The organism is Pseudarthrobacter sp. PS3-L1, from assembly GCF_030063285.1.
In the GTDB taxonomy this organism is placed as follows: Bacteria; Actinomycetota; Actinomycetes; order Actinomycetales; family Micrococcaceae; genus Arthrobacter.
Genome location: NZ_JASISU010000008.1, coordinates 24,498 through 44,116, shown reverse-complemented (window position 1 = coordinate 44,116; position 19,619 = coordinate 24,498). Strand labels below are relative to the sequence as shown.

Here is a 19,619-nt window from a genome sequence, read left to right as displayed (position 1 = left end):
GAACGCCACGATTTTTGGAGAGCCCTGGGTGTTTAGGGATTGGACGCCTGCCGCTGCCCTGCCCTGCCGGGGATCTTGTGGGCAGGGACGGCTTCAGAGTAGAGGAAGCCCTGGAGGTAGTCGCAGCCCATGTCGTAGAGATATTGAGCCTGCAGCTCCGTTTCTACCCCCTCTGCTGTCACAGTGAGACCGAGATTGTGGGCCATGACGATCATGGATTCCAGGACGGGTGACCTGTCTGAGGCCTGTTGGATGACGCTGATGAACGATTTGTCCAGCTTTACCGTGTCAACCGGCAGGGTCTGCAGCCTGGCGAAGGAAGAGTAGCCGATCCCAAAATCGTCAAGGGAAATCCGGACGCCCTCGGACCGGAGGGATTGTAGTTGATGGATGACCTCCGCACTTTCGTCAAGGAAGAGGCTTTCCGTGACCTCCAGGACAAGCTGCCGCGGGGAAACGCCGTTGAGTTTCACGGCCGACAGGACGCGTTCCGCAAACAAGCGTTCCCGGATCTGGATGCCGGAAACGTTGACAGCGATACTTCGGGCCGGATCATCCTGCAGCCAGGGTGCCATCTCCCGGCACGCCCGATCCAGGATATGGGCCCCGAGGTCAATGATGAACCCACTGGCTTCAGCTTCTGCAATGAAGATATCGGGCGGGCAGTATGCGTCCCCTTTTTTCCACCGGGCAAGCGCCTCGTACTGGCGGACAGGTCCATCGCGGTGGTGGACTGACTGGAAGTAGGGTGAGATTTCCCGGTTGCGGACCGCTGAGCGGAGCGTCTCCTGGAGTTCTGTCCGGGCCACGAGTTTTTCCATCATGGCGGCCTGGAACCTGATGAATTGGTTCTTGCCCGCCATTTTTGCCGCATACATGGCGATGTCGGCGCGGCGCAACAGGTCTGAGGCCGCGTTCTGGGGGTACGAGTCACACTGGGCATCCGCTAGTCCCATGCTGAGGCTCGGCAGGATCACTGTGCCGTCGATGTCAACCGGCTGATGGACTGTCTGCAGAAGGTTCTGCGCAACGGACGTTGAATCGATGCCGGGGGGGAGGAGAATCACAAACTCATCTCCGCCCAAGCGGGCGATGGTCCCCGTTTCAGGAATGCAGCCGCTCAGTTTGTGCGCAATGTCGATCAGGAGGCGATCACCGGCCTGGTGACCGTGGATATCATTGACCTCTTTGAAATCGTCAAGGTCCAAGAGCATGACAGTTGTTCCGGCCCCTTCGCCGTCTGAGTGGGCAGCCGTCAATACCTCGTTAAAAAGAGCCCTGTTACCCAGCCCCGTCAACGGGTCCGTGTAGGCGAGTTGTTTGAGGTCCTCGGCCCTCCTGCGCAGTTTCCGGAGCGCAGATTTGGCTTTCTTTTCGGCCCTGCGCTGTGAGGTGATGTCACGGAAACTCCAGACGCGTCCTACCACGCGATCCGCCACGAGCTGGGGCCTCGAGAATCTTTCGAAGACGCGGCCGTCGTGGAATTTGAGCACATCCAAGCTCTCTGCCAGGGGCTGGGAATAGAGCTCTGTGACTTTTTCCAGGAAGGCGTCGGGACTGATGAGCTGTTCCAGTACCAGGGCCATGACTGCCTGGTCGTCGTGTGCTGCCAGGACGGTCGACGGGATCCCCCACAGGGTGGCGAAGCGTGAGTTGACCCCCGTTATCACGCCGTTGGAAGAGACGACCAGAAGTCCATCAGCTGTCGACTCCAGCGTTGCATTCAGGAGGGAGACCAACTCCTGAAGCTGCGGGCTCCCGGCCTGTGCTGGTGCAGGCGAGGTGTCGTCCGTGAGGAGGCGGACGGTAACCACTCGTTCCGGTGTTTCATCTGGGTCTGAGAGGTGGACTTCCGCGGCGAAGCTATGGCCGCTCAGTTGCTGGCAGCGCGAAAGGAAGGGCGAGGACCCGGCGACGGCGTGGGGATCCCACCCTGCGATGAGCATGCGGATCGATCTGTTGACCAATCCACCGGGTTCGTAGCCGAAAAGCACATCCGCAGCACTGTTGGAAGCCAGGATCCGGTCCGACTCGGTGTGCAACAGCAGGAGCGCGAACGCGCTTTCCTTGGCCATCCGCTCAGCCGCCCCGCGGACCGTAGGGTCGCTCTCAGTGAAGGTGTGCAACGTTTCCCCTAGATCTGGCGCTGCGTCGTTCTTGTCCGGCAGCAATCCCCATAAGATACAGTGCTGCGGCCGTCCCGGGCTCGCGGGAGCGGATCCAGCCAGCTGGTGTGGCGCCGAATCCGCGGGAGCGCTCCAGTGAACGTGGACCGCTCCCGCGGAATGGGCGTGTGGGGCTGCTAGGCCAGAGCCTTGATGACTTCCTTGGCCACGTCCTCGCTTGACTGCGGGTTCTGGCCGGTGATGAGGTTACCGTCGCGGACGACGTTGGAGGTCCAGGCTGCACCATTTTCGATGACTGCGCCCTTCTCCTCAAGCGCGTCCTGGACCATCCACGGGGTGTTCTCGCCGGTTCCGCCGTTGAGCTCTTCCTCATTGGTGAAGACGGTGAGCTTGCGTCCAGCGAACGTGTTGGAACCGTCAGCTTCAACTGCGCTCAGCAGCCCGGCAGGTCCGTGGCAGAACGGGGCAATAACCTTGGACTCTGCATTGGCAGCAACCAGAAGTCGGCCCAGGTCTGCGTCCTGGAAAAGGTCAGCCATGGGGCCGTGGCCGCCGGGCATGACAATGGCGTCGTAGGAAGAGCCGTCGACGTCGGCCAGGACCAGTGGGCTAGTCAGCTTGTCACCGAGGGCTGCAATGTAGTCGCGGAAGCCATCTGCCCGCTCCTGTCCGCCTGCAGCTTCGGGAGCAAGGCTGACCTGGTCCACAGTGGGTGCGGCGCCGCCGGGGGTGGCGATATGGACTGTGTGGCCAGCGTCCAGGAGCGTCTTGTGTGACACCACCAGTTCTTCGGCCCAGTAGCCGGTGGGGTGCTCACTACCGTCCTTCATGGTGAGGGAATCGGCGGCTGATACGACCATGAGAATGTTTGACATGGGGTTTCTCCTGTTCTACCGGGATCATCCGGCGGTGTGGTGGGTGAAATTTTTGGAACGAACGCTATTTGGCGGCGGCTTCGAGTTCTTGGTAGGTGGCGTCGTCGAGAACGAGGTCGGCAGCTGCCAGGTTTTCCTCAAGGTGCTTGATGGACCCGGTACCCGGAATGGGCATCATCACGGGAGAGCTGCGCAGGAGCCAGGCCAGTGCCACCTGGGACGTTGTGGCGCCAAGCCGCTTGGCTGCAGCGTCGAGTGGACCGCCTGGCTGGGCGAGCTCACCGGCAGAAATCGGGGCCCACGGGATGAACGCAATACCGTTTTCCGTGGCGTAGTCAAGGACATCTGCTGAGCTGCGGTCCGTGAGGTTGTACCTGTTCTGGACGGTGGCAACAGTGAAGTGCTTACTGGCTGCAATAAGTTCATCCACGCTCACCTGTGAGAGTCCAAGGGCTTTGACCTTGCCTTCGTCCTGGAGTTCGCGGAGCACGCCGAACTGTTCCTCGGCGTCCACCTTGGGGTCAATGCGGTGCAGCTGCAGCAGGTCCAGGCTGTCCACCTTGAGCTTGCGCAGGCTTAGTTCGGTCTGCTGGCGCAGGTACTCAGGGCGCCCCACGGGGATCCAGGTGTCCGGGCCGGTCCTGGTCAGTCCTGCCTTTGTCGCAATCTTCAGGCCGTCCTTGTAGGGGTGCAGGGCCTCGGCAATGATTTCCTCACTGATATTTGGACCGTAGGAGTCGGCCGTATCAATGAAGTCCACACCTAGCTCTACGGCGCGGCGGACCACAGCGATGGCAGCGGCCCTGTCAGCTGGTTCACCCCAGATTCCGTCGCCCACAATGCGCATCGCACCAAAGCCGAGTCGCTGGACAGTGCCCAGGTCCTTGACGTTCAAGGTGGGGGAGAGGTCGTGGGGGCTCTGGGAATCTTTGCTCATGTAGGCGGCAACATCCTCAGTGTGCTGAGTATTCCGCAGGTGGTCTATCTTTTCCTGCTGGCCTGCTGGCCTGCTGGCCTGCTGGCCTGCTGCTGGGGATGTCTGCAGTGGCAGGCTCCAGCTGCTGCAGACGTCCCAACCGCAGACGTGACGTGCAGAACGTCAGTGGCAGAAATATCCTGTGGCCCGGAACCGTTACGTGTAGTGGATGCCATGCAGCCCTGCGGGTGGTGCGTGGCATGTACCAATTCCTCCGATGAAATCCGATGAAAGGCCCTCCGCCGTGACTGTTCCCCTGTCCATCCTTGACCTAGCAACCATTGGCAAGGACCAGACCGCCGCAGAAAGCTTTGCTGGCAGCGTTGCCATGGCGCAGCAGGCGGAAAAGACCGGCTACCGTCGCGTCTGGTACGCGGAGCACCACAACATGTTCTCCATTGCATCCTCGGCCACCAGCGTCCTGATCGCTCACGTTGCCGCGCACACGGAGACCATCCGTCTGGGATCGGGCGGCGTCATGCTGCCCAACCATTCCCCGCTGACCATTGCCGAGCAGTTCGGCACCCTGGAAACCCTTCACCCTGGCCGAATCGATCTTGGTCTGGGCCGGGCACCCGGAAGCGACCAGAACACCATGCGGGCCCTGCGGCGCGATCCGATGTCCGCTGAGAACTTCCCCCAGGACGTGCTGGAGCTGCAGGGCTACCTCACCGGCCCAACCCGCGTCCAGGGTGTTGAAGCGACTCCTGGCAAGGGCACCAACGTGCCGCTGTACATCCTGGGTTCTTCCTTGTTTGGCGCCAAGCTGGCCGCGCAGCTGGGTCTGCCCTACGCGTTTGCCTCACACTTTTCGCCCGCAGCACTCCAGGACGCCGTCGCCATCTACCGTCGCGAATTCCGTCCGTCGGCCCAGCTGGATGCACCGCATGTGATTGCGGCAGTCAACGTGGTGGCGGCAGACACTGCCGCTGAGGCCCAGGAAACGCTGAGGGCGTCCATGCGGGCGCGGGTCTCGCTCTTCTTCGGTGGCGGGCGCACGTTCACTGATGACGAGGCTGACATGATCCTGGATTCTCCGCAGGGCCAGCACGTGAGCCAGATGATGACCTACTCTGCAGTCGGTACCCCCGATGTGGTGTTGGATTACCTGGACGGCTTTGCCAAGCATGCCGATGCCGATGAACTGATTGTCGCGCACCAGAGCAACACGACAGCTGGGCGGTTGCGTTCGCTGGAGCTGCTCGCCGAGGTTGCGGGCCTGGTCCGCGTCTGAGGGCCAGCGGGGCGCTCGCCAGGAGGTGGGGCGCTCCGCAGAAGTAACGCCATGGCAACAGGTGGGATATCCCACCGAAACGCCAGCCCCACAGACTGAAGGAGTCCCCGGGGCGGCTTGCTTGCCGGACCAGGGATCCCATTGGCTGCAGGCGCATCGAATCTCCCTCGAGGCATTCCGCGCAGCCTGAGCCCTGGAGTCTGCCGTGGCAACACCTTTGAATCAGGCAGTGGCCGAATCGGCACTGCTCACCGGATCCCTGCCCCTTGGCCTGCTGTACACCTTCATGCAGAATGGCGCGCCTGACGACGGCGTCAGCCCACAGTTGCTGGAGGAGCTGAAAGTCCTGGCCCGTGTTCCTGGACTCCTGGTGGCCTGCAATTATGGCGGCACCCTCTGTGCTGCCGAGGGAATTTCGACCGAAACGCTTCCCCTGGGCAGCGCGGCCATTGCGCTGCGTGCCCTGGCCGCCCTTCCCAACACCCATGCCGCTGTTATCTCTGGCCGGTCCCTGCGTGACCTGGCAGCTGTCTCCCGGCTCCCTGCCGAAGTTCACCTGGTGGGCTCCCACGGTGCGGAATCGGATATGGGCTATGCGCACGGATTGTCCCTGGCTACCGAGTCGGTACTGCAGATTGTTACCTCCGAACTAACCACTGCCGTGGCGTTTCAGCCTGGAATCTGGCTCGAACGCAAGCCAGTTGCCGTCTCAGTCCATACGCTGTCGGCGACCGCAGAGGTTGCTGCGACAGTGACCGAAACGGCCCGAGAGATTGCCAGCTCCTATGGGTTGTTTTTCGTCATTGATGGTTCCGTTCTGGACCTTTCGGTGGTGGAACCAGCCAAAGCGGAGGCACTGGAGGGCCTGCGCACGCGGCTCGGGGTGAGCGCCGCGCTCTATGCCGGCGACGCGTACAGTGACGAACTTGCCATGGCAACGCTGCGCGGCCCGGATATGGGGTTGCGTGTCGGTTCAGGGGAATCCTCGGCAGCGCACCGGCTGCGTGACCCGGAATCCTTTGCCCGTGTCCTGGCGATCCTGTTCGAACTTCGGCGTGCGTGGCTCTTTGGAGAGGACGCCGTCGGGCTTGAACGGCATTCCATGATCGGCAACGGATCCTCCACCGCACTGGTGACCCCTGACGCAAAAATCTGTTGGATGAGCCATCCACTCCCGGATTCAGGGTCACTGTTTGCGCATATCCTCGGTGGCGATGCAGCGGGCCATTTTTCGGTGGAGCCAGTCAAGGAATCCCAGGTCCTTGGCCAGCGGTACGTGGACAGCACCATGATTGTGGAAACGCGCTGGGCTGACGTGACAGTCACGGATTACCTGGAACCTGCGCCGGAAGGCATCACCAGCCTGGTGCGGGTACTGTCGGGAACCGGTGCCGCCAGGATAGTTTTCGCCCCACGGCCCGGTTACGCCAATGCACCGTTCAGCATGGAGTCCCGGGGTGCCGAACTCCATGTGATGGGGACTTCGGACCCCATCATCCTGACGGCTCCAGGCGTGGCGTTTACCATCACCACCGATGGCCGCCACGCGACTGCCACGGCCCTGGTCAATCTTCAGGATGGGCCCGTGGTCCTCAACATGCGTTGCGGCGACACCGAACCGGAGACCGCCGACCCGGCCAATGAAGCAGAGCGGCGTGCTGCCGTTGTCCGGCATTCCCGGGAATGGGTGCAGGGCCTGGAGGTGCCCGATGTCAAACCCTCGCTGGTCAGGCGGTCCGCGCTGGTGCTGCGGGCGCTGGTCCACGAGCCGACAGGAGCAGTCCTGGCGGCACCCACCACATCGCTACCGGAGGGCATTGGCGGAACCCGGAACTGGGACTACCGCTACTGCTGGCTGCGCGATGGCTCCATGACTGTGGATGCGCTGGTTGACCTGGGTTCCACCAGGGAGGCGGAAGGTTTCCTGTCCTGGTTGGGCCGAATTCTTGAGAGCGCTCCAGGACCGGAATGGTTGCATCCGCTGTATTCGGTCACGGGCGCGCCGCTGTCGACGGAAGCGATCATCGAGAGCCTGCCCGGGTATGCGGGGTCGCGCCCGGTACGCATTGGCAATGCCGCGGACCACCAGGTGCAGTTGGACGTTTTTGGGCCAGTTGCTGGCTTGATCCATAACCTCAGCACGGCGAAGGGGTACGTCAGCGATGCCCATTGGGATTTGTTGGTCCAGATGGCGTCTGCCGTGCTGACGCGTTGGCATGAACCGGATCACGGAATCTGGGAGGCCCGCCGTGCTCCGCGCCATCATGTCTATACGAAGGTCATGTGCTGGGTCACCCTGGACCGGGCCCTGCAAACGGCCGCGGCCCAGGGGCGTGTTCCCGACCCCGAATGGGAAGTCACTGCAGCCACCATCCGGGACGAGGTTCTCCGGGAGGGTTGGGATGAGGCGGCGTCTTCCTACACGGTTGCCTATGACAGCCCTGACCTAGATGCTGCGGTGCTTCACATTGGCCTGTCCGGCCTGCTGGAACCAACGGACCCACGTTTCCTTGACACGGTGACTGCCGTGGAGCGGGAATTGCGGGTGGGGCCCACTGTCTTCCGTTACAGGTACGACGACGGCCTGCCGGGGTTGGAAGGCGGATTCCACATCTGCACCACCTGGCTTATTGAGGCCTATGTCATGGTGGGTCGCATCGAGGAAGCCTGGGACCTTTTTGATCAGCTGGTAACCCTGTTTGGTCCCACTGGACTGCTGCCTGAGGAGTACGATCCCAGCACAGAAACCCACCTGGGGAACCACCCACAGGCGTATTCGCACCTGGGTTTCATTCGGTGCGCAAGGCTGTTGGACGCACACCGCAAATTCACGGCTGCCGGATAGGCCACTGTTACTGTCCGGTCTCCTCAGCGTCCCGCCGCGAAGATCGACGGCGCGGGGCGGTTCCCAGTGGCTAGATCCGCAAGGATCCGACCCACCGCGGGCGTGAACTTGAATCCATGCCCTGCGAATCCTGCGCCAATCACCACCGGCCCCACGCGGTCCAGGATGAAGTCCTCATCCACGGCGCTGGTGTAGGTGCAGCTGATTTCAGTGAAGGATTCGGCATCAACCCCAGGAAGCCACGCCCTGGCGTAGTCCTGCAGGGCTGCCAGCTGCGACGGCTCTGACCGGTAGGAACGTTGGTCAGGATCCGTTTCAGGGCCAGCCCCGTGCCACCCAGCCTTGACGCCCTCGCCAGGGGTGAACATGCCATACACGGGCGAATGCCAGCCAGCGTAAGCGGCGGATGTGCCGCGGAAGTGGTTGAACCCCGGCCACACAGCTGCGGGGTCCGCAACAGCAAAGTGCGCTGGCTGTTCCTGCGTGACCCTCAGGTGGGGAAGGCGGACGACGCCGCCCAGCAGTTTGGTGCTCCAACCGCCGGCTGTGACGATCGCTTGAGCCGCAGTGAGGACTTCCGTGCCGCCAGGGGATTGCACGGTGAGCCGGACGCCGTCGTCCAAGATTGCCAGATCAACCACTGTGACGTAGTGGCGAATGGTGGCGCCGCGGGCCGCAGCGAGCCGCTGCATGATGGGAAGCGCGCGTTCAGGGTTGAGCTGGCCGCCGTCGGGCATGTGCAGGACCTGCTGGTCAAAGCGGATGCCCTGCCACCGTTCTTGGGCCTCTGCCGGATCCAGGAATTCGGCGCGCAGGCCAGCGGCCTGAAGGGCCTCGGCGATTGCTGGCAGCCGCGGGTCCGGACCGTGATTGACAACCCCCGTCCGGGTCAGGAGCTGCTCTCCAGACTCCTGCTCCAGGTCCTCCCACAGTGCCAGGCTTTCGGCCAGCATCGCGACGTACTCGGGCCTTTCGTAGCCCGGGTTGAAGTTGCGGGTGGTCCCATGCGAGGCGCCCGCCTTGTGCCCTGGCCCAAACTGTTCCAGCAGCGTCACGTGCCGCCCCCGGCGAGCCAATGCCCAGGCGGCAGCCGAGCCCATGGCGCCGCCGCCAATAACAACTGTGTCAAGCATTGTTCCCATGAGAGCCTCCAGTGAGGGTGGTACTAGGTGAGCAGGAGCGCGACGCCGATCATCGCGGGGACAGCAACCACTGTGGTGATCAGGACAGTGTCCTTGGCCACGGCAATTCCGGTGTTGTAGCGGCTGGCCGCAACAAAAACATTCTGCGCCGTGGGAAGCGCTGAGGTCACCACAACCGCGAACAGGGCCTGGTCCTCGAATCCGAGGACAAAATGGGCGAACAAGTAGGCTATCGCCGGCTGAATGCCGAGCTTGAAGGTGCTGGCCAGGAGCGTATCCACGCGCCGGCCCTCGGTTTTTTGCAGCGGGCGGCTGCCGCTCAGGCTCATCTTAAACGCGATCAGCATGGCGGGAATGGCTGCGCCGCCAATCAGGTGAATGGGTTCCATCACCAGTTCTGGGATGGTGATGCCAGTGCCAGCAACCACCAGGCCCAACGCGCTGCCTACAATCATGGGATTCTTCAGGATCATCAGCACGAAACGCAGGGGAGTGGTGCGGTGCGCGCTGGTGCTGGCATCCAGGATCATCAGGAACAGGGGCGTGAAGAAGGCCAGTTGAAAAATCAACAGGGGTGCCACGTAGCTTGCGTCGCCCAGGACATAAACGGCGATGGGGATGCCCAGGTTGGCCGAGTTAGCAAGGGAGGCCCCCATGGTAGAGACAAGGCTCTCGGGAAGGGCTCGGCGAAGCCAGAACTTGACGATTCCGAAAAACAAGAGCGCCGAGGCAAGGGCTGCGACGGCTGTTACCAGCAGAGGAGCGGCGAAGACCTGCTCGAGTTCAGCGTTGCTCAGGGTTTCGAAGAGCAGGGCCGGGCTTGCCACGAAGAATGTCAGGGAACTCAGGACCTGCCGGGCGTTGTCGCCCAGGATCCTTCGGTGCCCCACAAACCAGCCCACGAGGATGATGGTCCAGACAACAAAAAATCCCGCCAGTACCCCTAGCACGGCGTATTTGCCTGATCGGCAAGACGCGGCAGGGGATTCACGTGTACCAGCTAATCAGATTTACTCGCTGGAGGCGCGGTGTTGGGCCCGGACGCCCGGCATGCGGACTATTGCCCCCGGCTAAGCTCAGGCAGGAAGCGCGGAGTTATCCAGTGCATGCGGGGGCCGGAGCAGGCCGGGGGTGATGCCTTCGGCGGGGTCGGTGCCCAGCTGGATGATCCTGTTGTCTGCATCCACATGGACAACGCGGGGAGTGTAGGAGCGTGCTTCCTGCGTGGTCATCTGTGAATAGGTGATGAGGATGACAACATCGTGTTCCTGGACCAGATGTGCTGCGGGACCGTTGATGCCCAGGACACCAGAGCCGCGCTCGCCGGCAATGGTGTAGGTCTCCAGCCGGGCGCCATTGGTGACGTCAACGATAGAGACCAGTTCGCCGGGCAGGATGTCCGCGGCGTCCAGGAGGTCCAGGTCCACGGTGACGGATCCGACGTAGTGCAAATCGGCGTGGGTGACGGTGGCGCGGTGGATTTTGGACTTGAACATTGTGCGATTCATAACGCTCCAAGTCTACGCGGTGACCCGCCGCGGCGCAGTGACGGAGGCGACAGCGCGGCTCGCAGGGCTGTGGTCAAGAGCGTCGACTTCCGCTCTATTGCCCCCGTGATTGCAGGGTTCGCCCTGGGTTTCTGGAATTGATCTCAGCTGGCAGGGCAGACCTGGTGGCCGGAGAGGAACTCCCAGTGCCTCATCAATTCTGGATTGATGGGTGCGCGCAACAGGGCATTTGTTGTGGCTGCGACAGAAATCAAATCTGCCGCAGCGGCGTAGAAATCCAGATCAACTGGACCTGAGAGCGCCTCCCTGTACGCGTCCATGAGGATATTGAACCTGTCCAGGGGCGCGAAAGTATCAGCCTGCAGGACAATGCCGTCCACATGCGGTTCGCCGTGGCGGACGGCCAGCGCCAAGGTGCAGGGGCACCATCGCCGTTCGCCCGTGCTGGTCAGTCCGGACAGCTGCAGTGGCGTGCAGCGTAGCGGAGGCTCGGGCGGCCCGGGTTCCTTCGCCGCGTGGTGTGGACGGTGGGGGTTTTCTGCAGGGTCGACGTCGAGACCCACAATCCGCATGTCAGGCCTGATCAGGAACGTCTCAGGCGGTTCCTGTCGAGGCGGTCCCCCAGGGACGCTCTGCGGTCCTGGGGATAGTTCGGAGTGGTTACGGGGGGCATGTTCAGTGGCCATGATCGACCTTTGTCAGCAGCGAGGGGCCGGTGTGCTCCAGCAAAGACGGGGTGAAGGACCCGCCCATTCCTTCTCCTGAATATTGCACGTTCCGCGCGCAGAGTACAGGGCCCTTAGTCACATCCGGGTCTGTGCAGTGAGGAATGTAACACCGGGGTTAACTTTGTGTGTCAGCGCCCTGCATCTGCCCGGAAAAGCCATGAATGCAGCCTGGCGGGAGCTCTCCAGGACCATGTGCCGGGCGGAGGGAGGGCTACCTTGTCCCTTTGAAAATCAGTGATTACGTCGATAGACTGTGTCACCTGGCTGGACCTGTGTGTCCGGCGTGGCTGTGCCCCGAATCTACGTGGGTGCGGTCCGAGGTAGCAAGCCTCCGGCGAAGTCAAAGCCCGGAGGCTGACAGTGAATCAAAAACCCCAAACACATCGATGGCTGGCCCTTGCGGTCCTGTCCCTGACCCAACTTGTTGTGGTCCTCGATGGCACCATCATCAACGTTGCCTTGCCCCAGGCCCAACAGGACCTGGGTCTCTCCGACTCGCAGCGCCAGTGGGTCGTGACGGCATATGTGCTGGCCTTTGGTGCCTTGCTCCTGCTGGGTGGGAGGGTCGCTGATTATTGGGGACGCAAGCGTACCTATCTGGTCGGAATGGTGGGCTTTGGCCTTGCCTCCGTCCTTGGTGGAATCGCAGAATCCGCTGAATTGCTGATTGCTGCCCGTGCCTTGCAGGGAGCCTTTGCGGCATTGCTTGCCCCAGCCGCACTGGCACTGCTGACCGTCACGTTCCCCTCAGGCAAGGAACGCACCACGGCATTTGCAGTATTTGGAACCATCGCTGGCGCCGGATCCGCTGTTGGCCTGGTGATGGGCGGCGTCCTCACGGAATTTGCCAGCTGGCGCTGGTGCCTCTTGGTCAATGTCTTTTTTGTCCTGGTGGCCTTTATCGGTGGAATCCGTATTCTTGCCGAGAGCAAATCCGAGGGCGAAAATCGCTACGACCTCTTCGGCGCGCTCACCGTCACGCTGGGACTGGGTTCGCTGGTTTATGGCTTCAGCCTGGCCGAAGAAGGCTGGTCCTCGGCACGAACACTCATATTCTTGGGCGTGGGAATTGCACTTATGGTGGCCTTCGTGCTGATTGAAAGGCGCGTCAGCCAGCCTCTCCTGCCCCTGCGGATTGTGGTGGACCGGGTTCGCGGAGGTGCCTTTATCATGCAGGCGGTTGTCGGAGTGGTCATGATTGGCGCCTCCCTCTACATTGCGCTTCACCTCCAGATCATCCTGCACTTCGGGCCGCTTCAGGCGGGCCTGGCAACCCTGCCGTTGACGGCATCCATCATGGTCTGCGCACCGCTGGCTGCCAAGCTGCTTCCCGCCGTCGGCCCCCGTCCCCTTCTTGTGGGTGGGCCCCTGATTGTGGCGGTAGGGCTATTCCTCCTGAGCGGGGTCACCCCGGGCGGCACATACGCAGCTGAACTCCTGCCCGGGATGATCGTCATGGGAGTTGGAATGGCAATGATTTTTGTTCCCGTTCAGAACCTGGCCCTCAGCGGCGTTGCTCCCTCGGATGCTGGAGCCGCTTCGGCGACGGCCAATGCCACCATGCAGATCGGCGGTTCAATCGGTCTCTCGGTCTTCACTGCCCTGTACGCCAGCGGGATGGAATCCTCGCTGAAGGATGGTCTCGATCCATTTGCCGCAATGGTCGACGGATACGGCCAGGTGTTCCTTGCCTCGGCCATTGCGATGCTTTTTGCCGCAGTGGTTTCGGCGGTCATGATCCGGGGCAAGAAGGAAGACCTCATGCCCCAGGCCGGCGCAGACAACGTTCTGGTCAGCCACTGATCCAGCCGCCGCGCTCCCTAGCTGGGGGAGGGGGCGTGGTGGCTGACGGGTCCGGTTTCTGGAGCGCCGCCCTGCACTGCAATCTTGGCCACTGCCTCGGCTGTGGCGCTCAGTGCTTCCCGTGCCGCCAGGATGGCAGGCCGGGTGGCACTGGAATGACGCACGGAGGTGAAAACCGTGCGGCGGGGGTTGCCCGGCAATGCCAGGAGTCGTGCGGTGGTTCCGCGTCCGGTCCACACCAGATCCGGCATCAGGGCTACTGCGTTGCCGGATTCGATCAAGCGGATCTGCGCCTGTAGGTCCGCGGTTTCAAAGCGAACATCGGGTTCAAATCCTGCGCTCCGGCAGGCCTGTTCGGCCCAGTGCCGGGACGCTGCACCGCGTGGTTCCATAACCCATGGCAAGTCGGCGGTATCTGCTATTCCGCCGATTCCACTGCCGATTCCGGCTGCCGGGGGCACGGCCAGTTGGATCGCATCCGTGGTGAGCCGGACCCGGTCCAGTTCCGGGTAGCGTGGCGCTGCGTGTCCTGGATACTGCTCGGCAATGACCAGGTCGAAGTCCCGAGCCCACGTTTCGTGGAGGGCCGTCTCTGGTTCCCGCTGCACCATTTCAAGGCGGACTTCGGGGAAGTCCGCCTTCATTCGCGTCAGGGTCTCGGGCATGAGGGCCAGCGCTGCGGACTGGAAGACAGCAATCCGTACGGTTCCGGTGACGGTGGTCAGGGACGCTGCGAGGTCCGATTCCGCCAACTCAAGTGTCTCCAGCAAGTGTGCTGTATGGGCTACCAGGACTTCGGCCTGGGGCGTCAGCTGCACACGGCGTCCCGTTTTGCGAAGAAGTTCCACGCCGGCCTCTTTTTCCAGGAGGGCCAGTTGCTGAGAGACGGATGATGGACTGTATTGCAGCGCCTCCGCGACCTCGGCCAACGTTCCACGGATCTTTAATTCCCGCAACAGGCGAAGCCTGCGTACATCGAGCATGGCGACCTCCCGGGGCGAAATGGCCAGCCGCCGGAAAATCCCGCCCGATAATTTGGCCAATCTAACGAGTACTGATTAGAAGTAGTCACTTTATCTAACGCAAAGCTGATTGCATACTAGTCAAACTCAGTGTTGCGCGTCATAGGTGGGATGGCGTCGAGCACGTCGCACTTTCACGTAGGAGGCCCCCATGGGCACAGAACGATCCAACCAGTCTGTCTTCAGGCGATTGCCGATTGAAAACATGGACGAAGAGAGCAAGCACGGGGGGCTCTCCAAATCCCTCGGCCTCTACCAGCTCACGGCCATTGGCGTAGGCGGCATTATTGGGGTTGGCATCTTTTCGCTGGCCGGACTCGTGGCAGCAGGCAGTGAGGGCAACCCCGGCGTTGGCCCCGCGGTGTTGATTTCATTCCTTATTGCAGGGCTTGCATCCGCCGCTGCCGCCCTGTCCTACGCCGAATTTGCCGGCATGATTCCCAGGGCGGGTTCTGCCTATACCTACGGCTACGTTGCCCTCGGTGAGGTCATTGGCTGGTTTATCGGCTGGGATCTTCTCCTGGAGTACATCGCCATCGTGGCTGTGGTGGCGATCGGTATCTCCGGTTACCTGGAGGCGTTCTTCGCCGGCATTGGGATTGACCTTCCTACGTCCCTGACCTCTACCTTTGATGAGGGCAAGGGAGGGATCGTCAATCTTCCGGCCATCCTTGTCTGCCTGCTGGTGACGTGGATCCTTTCCCGCGGTACCAAGGCGTTTGGCCGTTTTGAACTGGTAGCGGTGGCCATCAAGGTAATCCTGATTCTCTTCATCATTGGCCTGGGCGTCTTCTACATCGACACCAACAATTACAACCCCTTCATGCCCAGTGGGTTCGGCCCGGTCCTGGCCGGATCGGCCACCGTCTTCTTCGCGGTCTTCGGCTACGACGCCATGAGCACTGCCGCTGAGGAAGCCAAGGATGGCAAGAAGCACATGCCCAAGGCCATCATCCTGTCGCTGATTGTCGCGATGCTCCTCTATGTTGCCGCAACGCTGGTGCTGACCGGAATGCAGAACTACAAGGACATTGACCCCAAGGCAGGCTTTGCTTCGGCGTTCAACAGCGTAGGCCTGCCGGTCATCGCCACCATCATCTCTGTCTTCGCCGTGCTGTCCATCCTCACCGTGATGCTGACGTTCCTGCTTGGCGTCACGCGTGTCTGGTTCTCCATGAGCCGCGATGGATTGCTGCCGGGCTGGTTCGCCAAGACAGACCGCAATGGCACCCCCCAGAGGGTGACCTGGATTGCCGGTATAGCGTCGGCATTCCTGGCTGGCGTCTTTCCCATCAAGGAAGTCGCGGACCTGACCAACATTGGCATCCTTGCGGCCTTTGTGGTGGTCTGCCTCTCTGTGATCATCTTCCGCTACACCAAGCCAGAGGCGCCCCGGACGTTCCGCCTGCCCCTGATGCCGGTAGTGCCAGCGTTTGGCGTCCTGGCGTCCGCGTTCCTGATGCTGCAGCTGCATTGGGAAACCTGGGTACGGTTTGGCGTGTGGCTGGTCATTGGGCTGGTCATCTACTTCTTCTACGGGAAGAAGAATTCCCTGATGAACCCGGAGAGCCCGCGGCACCAAGAGAATCTGGCGGCCCCGCGCCACTGAACTGGCTCGTGACGTCCGACGGCGGGACCCGCGCGGGTGCCGCCGTCGTGCGTTGAGGGGGAGTGTTGGAGGGCGCGCTAGAAGGGTCCCGCCAGAACGTCCGGTCAGGAAAAATAATGCATCAGTTTTTCTGATCGGTATTACTTAGAAAGCGTCACTTTATCTCGTCTTATTCCGGGTTCATACTGAGAGGGAACCCCTTCCCCACCCACGGAAAGCACGAGTCTCAGCCATGACCAACACAGCAATGGAACCCAGCGCAATCTCCGCACCGGCACCCGTGACGGACGCCGATGTCCGCCAGGCCAAAGCCCTGGCGCAGGAGAGTGTTGCCCTGGTCCGCCATTGGCTGGGCGAAGCTGCAAAGGTCCCCGTTGATTCGTCAGCAACCCAGCTTGCCGGAGTCCTGAAAGACCCCAGCGGCCTGGACTTCACTGTTGGATTTGTGGACGGTGTGATCCGTCCCGAAGACCTCTCCGTTGCGGCACGGAACCTTGCCTCGCTGGCCCCGCAGGTTCCTTCATTTCTTCCCTGGTATATGCGCGGAGCGGTACGCGTGGGCGGCACCGTGGCCCCGATCCTGCCGCAGGTGGTCATTCCCATTGCCAGAAGGGTCCTCCGGGAAATGGTGGGACACCTTATTGTTGACGCCACCGACGCCAAGCTGGGACCGGCCATTGCGAAGATCCGCAAGGACGATGTCCGCCTGAACATCAACCTCCTGGGCGAGGCGGTCCTGGGTGAACACGAGGCGGCCCGGCGGCTTGAGGGCACACACAAGCTGCTGGCGCGCCCCGACGTGGATTATGTCTCCATCAAGGTTTCCTCCACGGTGGCTCCACACTCACCCTGGGCCTTCGAAACGGCCGTGGAGCACGTGGTGGATAAGCTCACACCGCTCTTTGCCCGGGCTGCAGGTTTCGCCGCCAACGGCAAGAAGGCCAAGTTCATCAACCTCGACATGGAGGAATACAAGGACCTGGACATGACCATTGCGGTGTTCACCAGGATCCTGGACAAGCCTGAATTCAAGAACCTGGAAGCGGGAATTGTGCTCCAGGCCTACCTGCCGGATGCGCTGTCCGCCATGATCCGGCTGCAGGACTGGTCAGCTGGCCGGAGGGCTCGCGGTGGAGCTGCCGTCAAGGTCCGTGTGGTCAAGGGCGCGAACTTGCCCATGGAACAGGTGGAAGCGTCAGTTCACGACTGGCCGCTGGCCACCTGGGGGACCAAGCAGGACTCCGACACCAGCTACAAGCGCGTGATCAACTACGCCCTGCACCCGGAGCGGATCCAGAACGTACGGGTGGGTGTTGCCGGCCATAACCTTTTCGACATTGCGTTCGCCTGGCTGCTGGCCAAGCAGCGCGGCGTCGAGTCCGGTATCGATTTCGAAATGCTCCTGGGCATGGCACAGGGCCAGGCTGAGGCTGTCAAGAAGGACGTCGGTTCACTCCTGCTCTACACACCAGTGGTGCACCCGGCCGAGTTCGACGTCGCCATCGCCTACCTGATCCGACGCCTTGAAGAAGGCGCCAGCCAGGACAACTTCATGTCTGCCGTCTTTGAGCTCAGCGAAAACGAGCAGCTTTTCACCCGCGAGGAACAGCGTTTCCTGGCATCCCTGGCTGACCTGGATGCAAGCGTTCCGGCAGCAAACCGGCAGCAGAACCGGGCCCTTCCTGCGGAGCAGATGCCCTTGGACAGCTTTGTCAATACTCCCGACACTGATCCGGCACTGCCAGCCAACCGCGCTTGGGGAATGGACATCCTTGACCGGGTCCAGTCCTCCACGCTGGGTAATGACGCCGTTGCTGCCGCGACGATCACCGACGAGGCTGGCCTGCGCGATGCGATTGCCACCGCCGTGGAAGAAGGCAAGGCCTGGAGTGCCCTGACCGGGGCCCAGCGGGCAGAGATCCTGCACCGGGCCGGCGACATCCTTGAAACGCACCGTGCCGAACTCCTCGAAGTCATGGCCAGCGAGACGGGGAAGACCCTTGACCAGGGGGATCCTGAAGTCAGTGAAGCCGTGGACTTTGCGCACTACTACGCCGAGTCCGCCCGCCGGCTCGATGCCATGGACGGCGCAATATTTGTGCCGGCGAAGCTGACCGTTGTCACGCCGCCGTGGAACTTCCCCGTGGCCATCCCTGCCGGCTCCACCCTCGCGGCCCTCGCCGCGGGCTCCGCCGTTGTGATCAAGCCCGCGCGTCAGGCATGTCGCAGTGGCGCCGTCATGGTTGAGGCCCTGTGGGAAGCGGGCGTTCCGCGCGGTGTGCTGACCATGGTGCAGCTGGGGGAGCGGGAGCTGGGCCAGCAGCTGATCTCGCACCCCGACGTGGACCGCGTGATCCTCACCGGAGGATATGAGACCGCCGAACTGTTCAGGTCCTTCCGCAAGGACCTCCCGCTGCTGGCCGAAACCAGTGGCAAAAACGCCATCATCGTCACCCCCAGTGCCGACCTGGATCTTGCTGCCAAGGACGTGGCCTATTCGGCCTTCGGGCACGCCGGCCAGAAGTGTTCGGCAGCGTCGTTGGTGATCCTGGTGGGTTCCGTGGCTACGTCCAAGCGTTTCCATAACCAGTTGATTGACGCCGTATCCTCCCTGAAGGTGGGATATCCGCAGGATCCTGCGAGCCAGATGGGGCCCATCATTGAACCTGCCAGTGGCAAGCTCCTTGATGCGCTGACCACCCTGGGCGCCGGCGAATCATGGGCAGTGGAGCCGCGTAGGCTTGATTCCTCAGGAAAGCTGTGGAGCCCTGGCGTCCGCGCCGGTGTGCGCCGCGGCTCCTACTTCCACCTGACGGAATTCTTTGGTCCTGTCCTGGGCGTCATGACTGCTGCCACGCTGGAGGACGCCCTGGAAATCCAGAATCAGATTGAGTACGGCCTCACCTCCGGCCTGCATTCCCTGGATGCGGCAGAGATGGAACTCTGGCTTGATAACGTCCAGGCCGGCAACCTGTATGTCAACCGTGGCATCACCGGCGCCATTGTGCAGCGGCAGCCGTTTGGGGGTTGGAAAAAGTCAGCTGTGGGAGCTGGTACCAAGGCCGGTGGACCCAACTACCTGGTGGGCCTGGGAACGTGGGAATCTGCCACGTCCACTGCCACTGACCGTCCCGTCCATGCAGGCGTGCGCCGGTTGGCTGAAGCCGCGTCGTCATTGCTGACAGTTGATGAGATTGGGGTGCTGGAACGTTCCCTGGCCTCTGATGCCAAGGCCTGGGCTGAGGAATTTGGTGTTGCCAGGGACGTATCCAACCTGAGCGCAGAGCGGAACATCTTCCGGTACCGGAACCTGTCTGTGGGGATTCGCCTCTCCGAAGGTGCGCCGCTTGCTGACCTGATCCGGACCGTGGCGGCTGGTGTCCTGGCGGGGTCGGCGCTCAAGGTTTCCTCCGCCGTCGATCTTCCGCCGGTGGTGCGTTCGGTGCTCTCCGGACTGGATATTGCCTTTACCGTGGCGGACGACGCCGACTGGCTGGCCACCGCGGGCCGGCTCGCCTCGGCGGACATGCTCTCCGGAGCCCGGGTGAGGTTGCTCGGTGGTGATGCCAGCGCGCTGGCAGAAGCAACGGGTGGACGTCCCGACATCGCAATCTACGCCAACCCGGTGACCGAGGCTGGCCACGTGGACCTCCTGCCGTTCCTGCATGAGCAGGCCATCAGCATTACGGCCCACCGGTTCGGTACGCCAAACCACCTTTCGGATGAACTGATCTAGACCCGTTCTTCACTG

13 protein-coding genes are annotated in these 19,619 nt (G+C 62.1%); 5 read left to right on the top strand and 8 right to left on the bottom strand.

Translation table 11 applies throughout. The features are described from left to right. Nucleotides 1-32 precede the first annotated feature (32 nt). The 3 genes from QMG79_RS16070 to QMG79_RS16060 form a co-directional block, all read right to left on the bottom strand. The gene (locus QMG79_RS16070; protein WP_283539636.1) at nucleotides 33-2,126 is read right to left on the bottom strand and encodes a putative bifunctional diguanylate cyclase/phosphodiesterase; all 2,094 of its coding nucleotides are present in this window, start codon (nucleotides 2,124-2,126) and stop codon (nucleotides 33-35) included. Nucleotides 2,127-2,302: 176 nt separating this feature from the next. Continuing rightward, complete coding sequence (locus QMG79_RS16065) at nucleotides 2,303-3,001, bottom strand: type 1 glutamine amidotransferase domain-containing protein (RefSeq protein WP_283539635.1); 699 nt, start codon at nucleotides 2,999-3,001, stop codon at nucleotides 2,303-2,305. A 64-nt stretch (nucleotides 3,002-3,065) separates the two neighbouring features. Continuing rightward, entirely contained in the window at nucleotides 3,066-3,938 is an 873-nt protein-coding gene (locus tag QMG79_RS16060; RefSeq protein ID WP_283539634.1) for an aldo/keto reductase, read from the bottom strand. 283 nt (nucleotides 3,939-4,221) lie between these two features. Here QMG79_RS16060 and QMG79_RS16055 point away from each other — a divergent pair, with 283 nt between their 5' ends. Then, nucleotides 4,222-5,211, top strand: coding sequence for an LLM class flavin-dependent oxidoreductase (locus QMG79_RS16055; protein WP_283539642.1), 990 nt, complete (start codon nucleotides 4,222-4,224; stop codon nucleotides 5,209-5,211). 205 nt (nucleotides 5,212-5,416) lie between these two features. Then, on the top strand, nucleotides 5,417-8,056 hold the full coding sequence (locus tag QMG79_RS16050) for a trehalase-like domain-containing protein (protein WP_283539633.1): 2,640 nt from the start codon (nucleotides 5,417-5,419) through the stop codon (nucleotides 8,054-8,056). A gap of 23 nt (nucleotides 8,057-8,079) precedes the next feature. Here the strand turns inward: QMG79_RS16050 and QMG79_RS16045 are convergent, their stop codons facing one another. From QMG79_RS16045 to QMG79_RS16030, 4 genes are all read right to left on the bottom strand, one after another. After that, nucleotides 8,080-9,198 carry an FAD-dependent oxidoreductase gene (locus QMG79_RS16045; protein WP_283539632.1) on the bottom strand — a complete coding sequence of 373 codons (1,119 nt, stop codon included), beginning with the start codon at nucleotides 9,196-9,198 and terminating at the stop codon, nucleotides 8,080-8,082. Nucleotides 9,199-9,221: 23 nt separating this feature from the next. Continuing rightward, nucleotides 9,222-10,148 (bottom strand): AEC family transporter, encoded by a 927-nt coding sequence (locus QMG79_RS16040; RefSeq protein ID WP_283539631.1) that lies wholly within the window; start codon nucleotides 10,146-10,148, stop codon nucleotides 9,222-9,224. A gap of 126 nt (nucleotides 10,149-10,274) precedes the next feature. Then, a complete protein-coding gene (gene panD / locus QMG79_RS16035) occupies nucleotides 10,275-10,706 on the bottom strand; it encodes an aspartate 1-decarboxylase (RefSeq protein WP_283539630.1) in 432 nt (143 codons plus the stop codon). A 143-nt stretch (nucleotides 10,707-10,849) separates the two neighbouring features. Then, nucleotides 10,850-11,392, bottom strand: a complete 543-nt coding sequence (locus tag QMG79_RS16030; protein ID WP_283539629.1) for a hypothetical protein — start codon at nucleotides 11,390-11,392, stop codon at nucleotides 10,850-10,852. Between the two features lie 402 nt (nucleotides 11,393-11,794). Here QMG79_RS16030 and QMG79_RS16025 point away from each other — a divergent pair, with 402 nt between their 5' ends. Continuing rightward, nucleotides 11,795-13,237 (top strand): MFS transporter, encoded by a 1,443-nt coding sequence (locus QMG79_RS16025; protein WP_283539628.1) that lies wholly within the window; start codon nucleotides 11,795-11,797, stop codon nucleotides 13,235-13,237. Between the two features lie 17 nt (nucleotides 13,238-13,254). Here the strand turns inward: QMG79_RS16025 and QMG79_RS16020 are convergent, their stop codons facing one another. Continuing rightward, nucleotides 13,255-14,220 carry a LysR substrate-binding domain-containing protein gene (locus QMG79_RS16020; protein WP_283539627.1) on the bottom strand — a complete coding sequence of 322 codons (966 nt, stop codon included), beginning with the start codon at nucleotides 14,218-14,220 and terminating at the stop codon, nucleotides 13,255-13,257. 190 nt (nucleotides 14,221-14,410) lie between these two features. On the opposite strand from QMG79_RS16020, the gene QMG79_RS16015 reads away from it, so the two are divergent. Next, nucleotides 14,411-15,868, top strand: coding sequence for an amino acid permease (locus QMG79_RS16015; RefSeq protein WP_283539626.1), 1,458 nt, complete (start codon nucleotides 14,411-14,413; stop codon nucleotides 15,866-15,868). A gap of 232 nt (nucleotides 15,869-16,100) precedes the next feature. Next, nucleotides 16,101-19,604: a bifunctional proline dehydrogenase/L-glutamate gamma-semialdehyde dehydrogenase gene (locus QMG79_RS16010; RefSeq protein ID WP_283539625.1), complete on the top strand. Its 3,504-nt coding sequence runs from the start codon at nucleotides 16,101-16,103 to the stop codon at nucleotides 19,602-19,604. The last annotated feature ends 15 nt before the right edge of the window (nucleotides 19,605-19,619 follow it).

What these genes read in the sequence shown, in the direction of transcription:
- QMG79_RS16065 (WP_283539635.1), bottom strand. Translation starts at nt 3,001, where the DNA reads ATGTCAAACATTCTCATGGTCGTATCAGCCGCCGATTCCCTCACCATG.
- QMG79_RS16060 (WP_283539634.1), bottom strand. Translation starts at nt 3,938, where the DNA reads ATGAGCAAAGATTCCCAGAGCCCCCACGACCTCTCCCCCACCTTGAAC.
- QMG79_RS16045 (WP_283539632.1), bottom strand. Translation starts at nt 9,198, where the DNA reads ATGGGAACAATGCTTGACACAGTTGTTATTGGCGGCGGCGCCATGGGC.
- panD (WP_283539630.1), bottom strand. Translation starts at nt 10,706, where the DNA reads ATGAATCGCACAATGTTCAAGTCCAAAATCCACCGCGCCACCGTCACC.
- QMG79_RS16030 (WP_283539629.1), bottom strand. Translation starts at nt 11,392, where the DNA reads ATGGCCACTGAACATGCCCCCCGTAACCACTCCGAACTATCCCCAGGA.
- QMG79_RS16020 (WP_283539627.1), bottom strand. Translation starts at nt 14,220, where the DNA reads ATGCTCGATGTACGCAGGCTTCGCCTGTTGCGGGAATTAAAGATCCGT.
- QMG79_RS16015 (WP_283539626.1), top strand. Translation starts at nt 14,411, where the DNA reads ATGGGCACAGAACGATCCAACCAGTCTGTCTTCAGGCGATTGCCGATT.
- QMG79_RS16010 (WP_283539625.1), top strand. Translation starts at nt 16,101, where the DNA reads ATGACCAACACAGCAATGGAACCCAGCGCAATCTCCGCACCGGCACCC.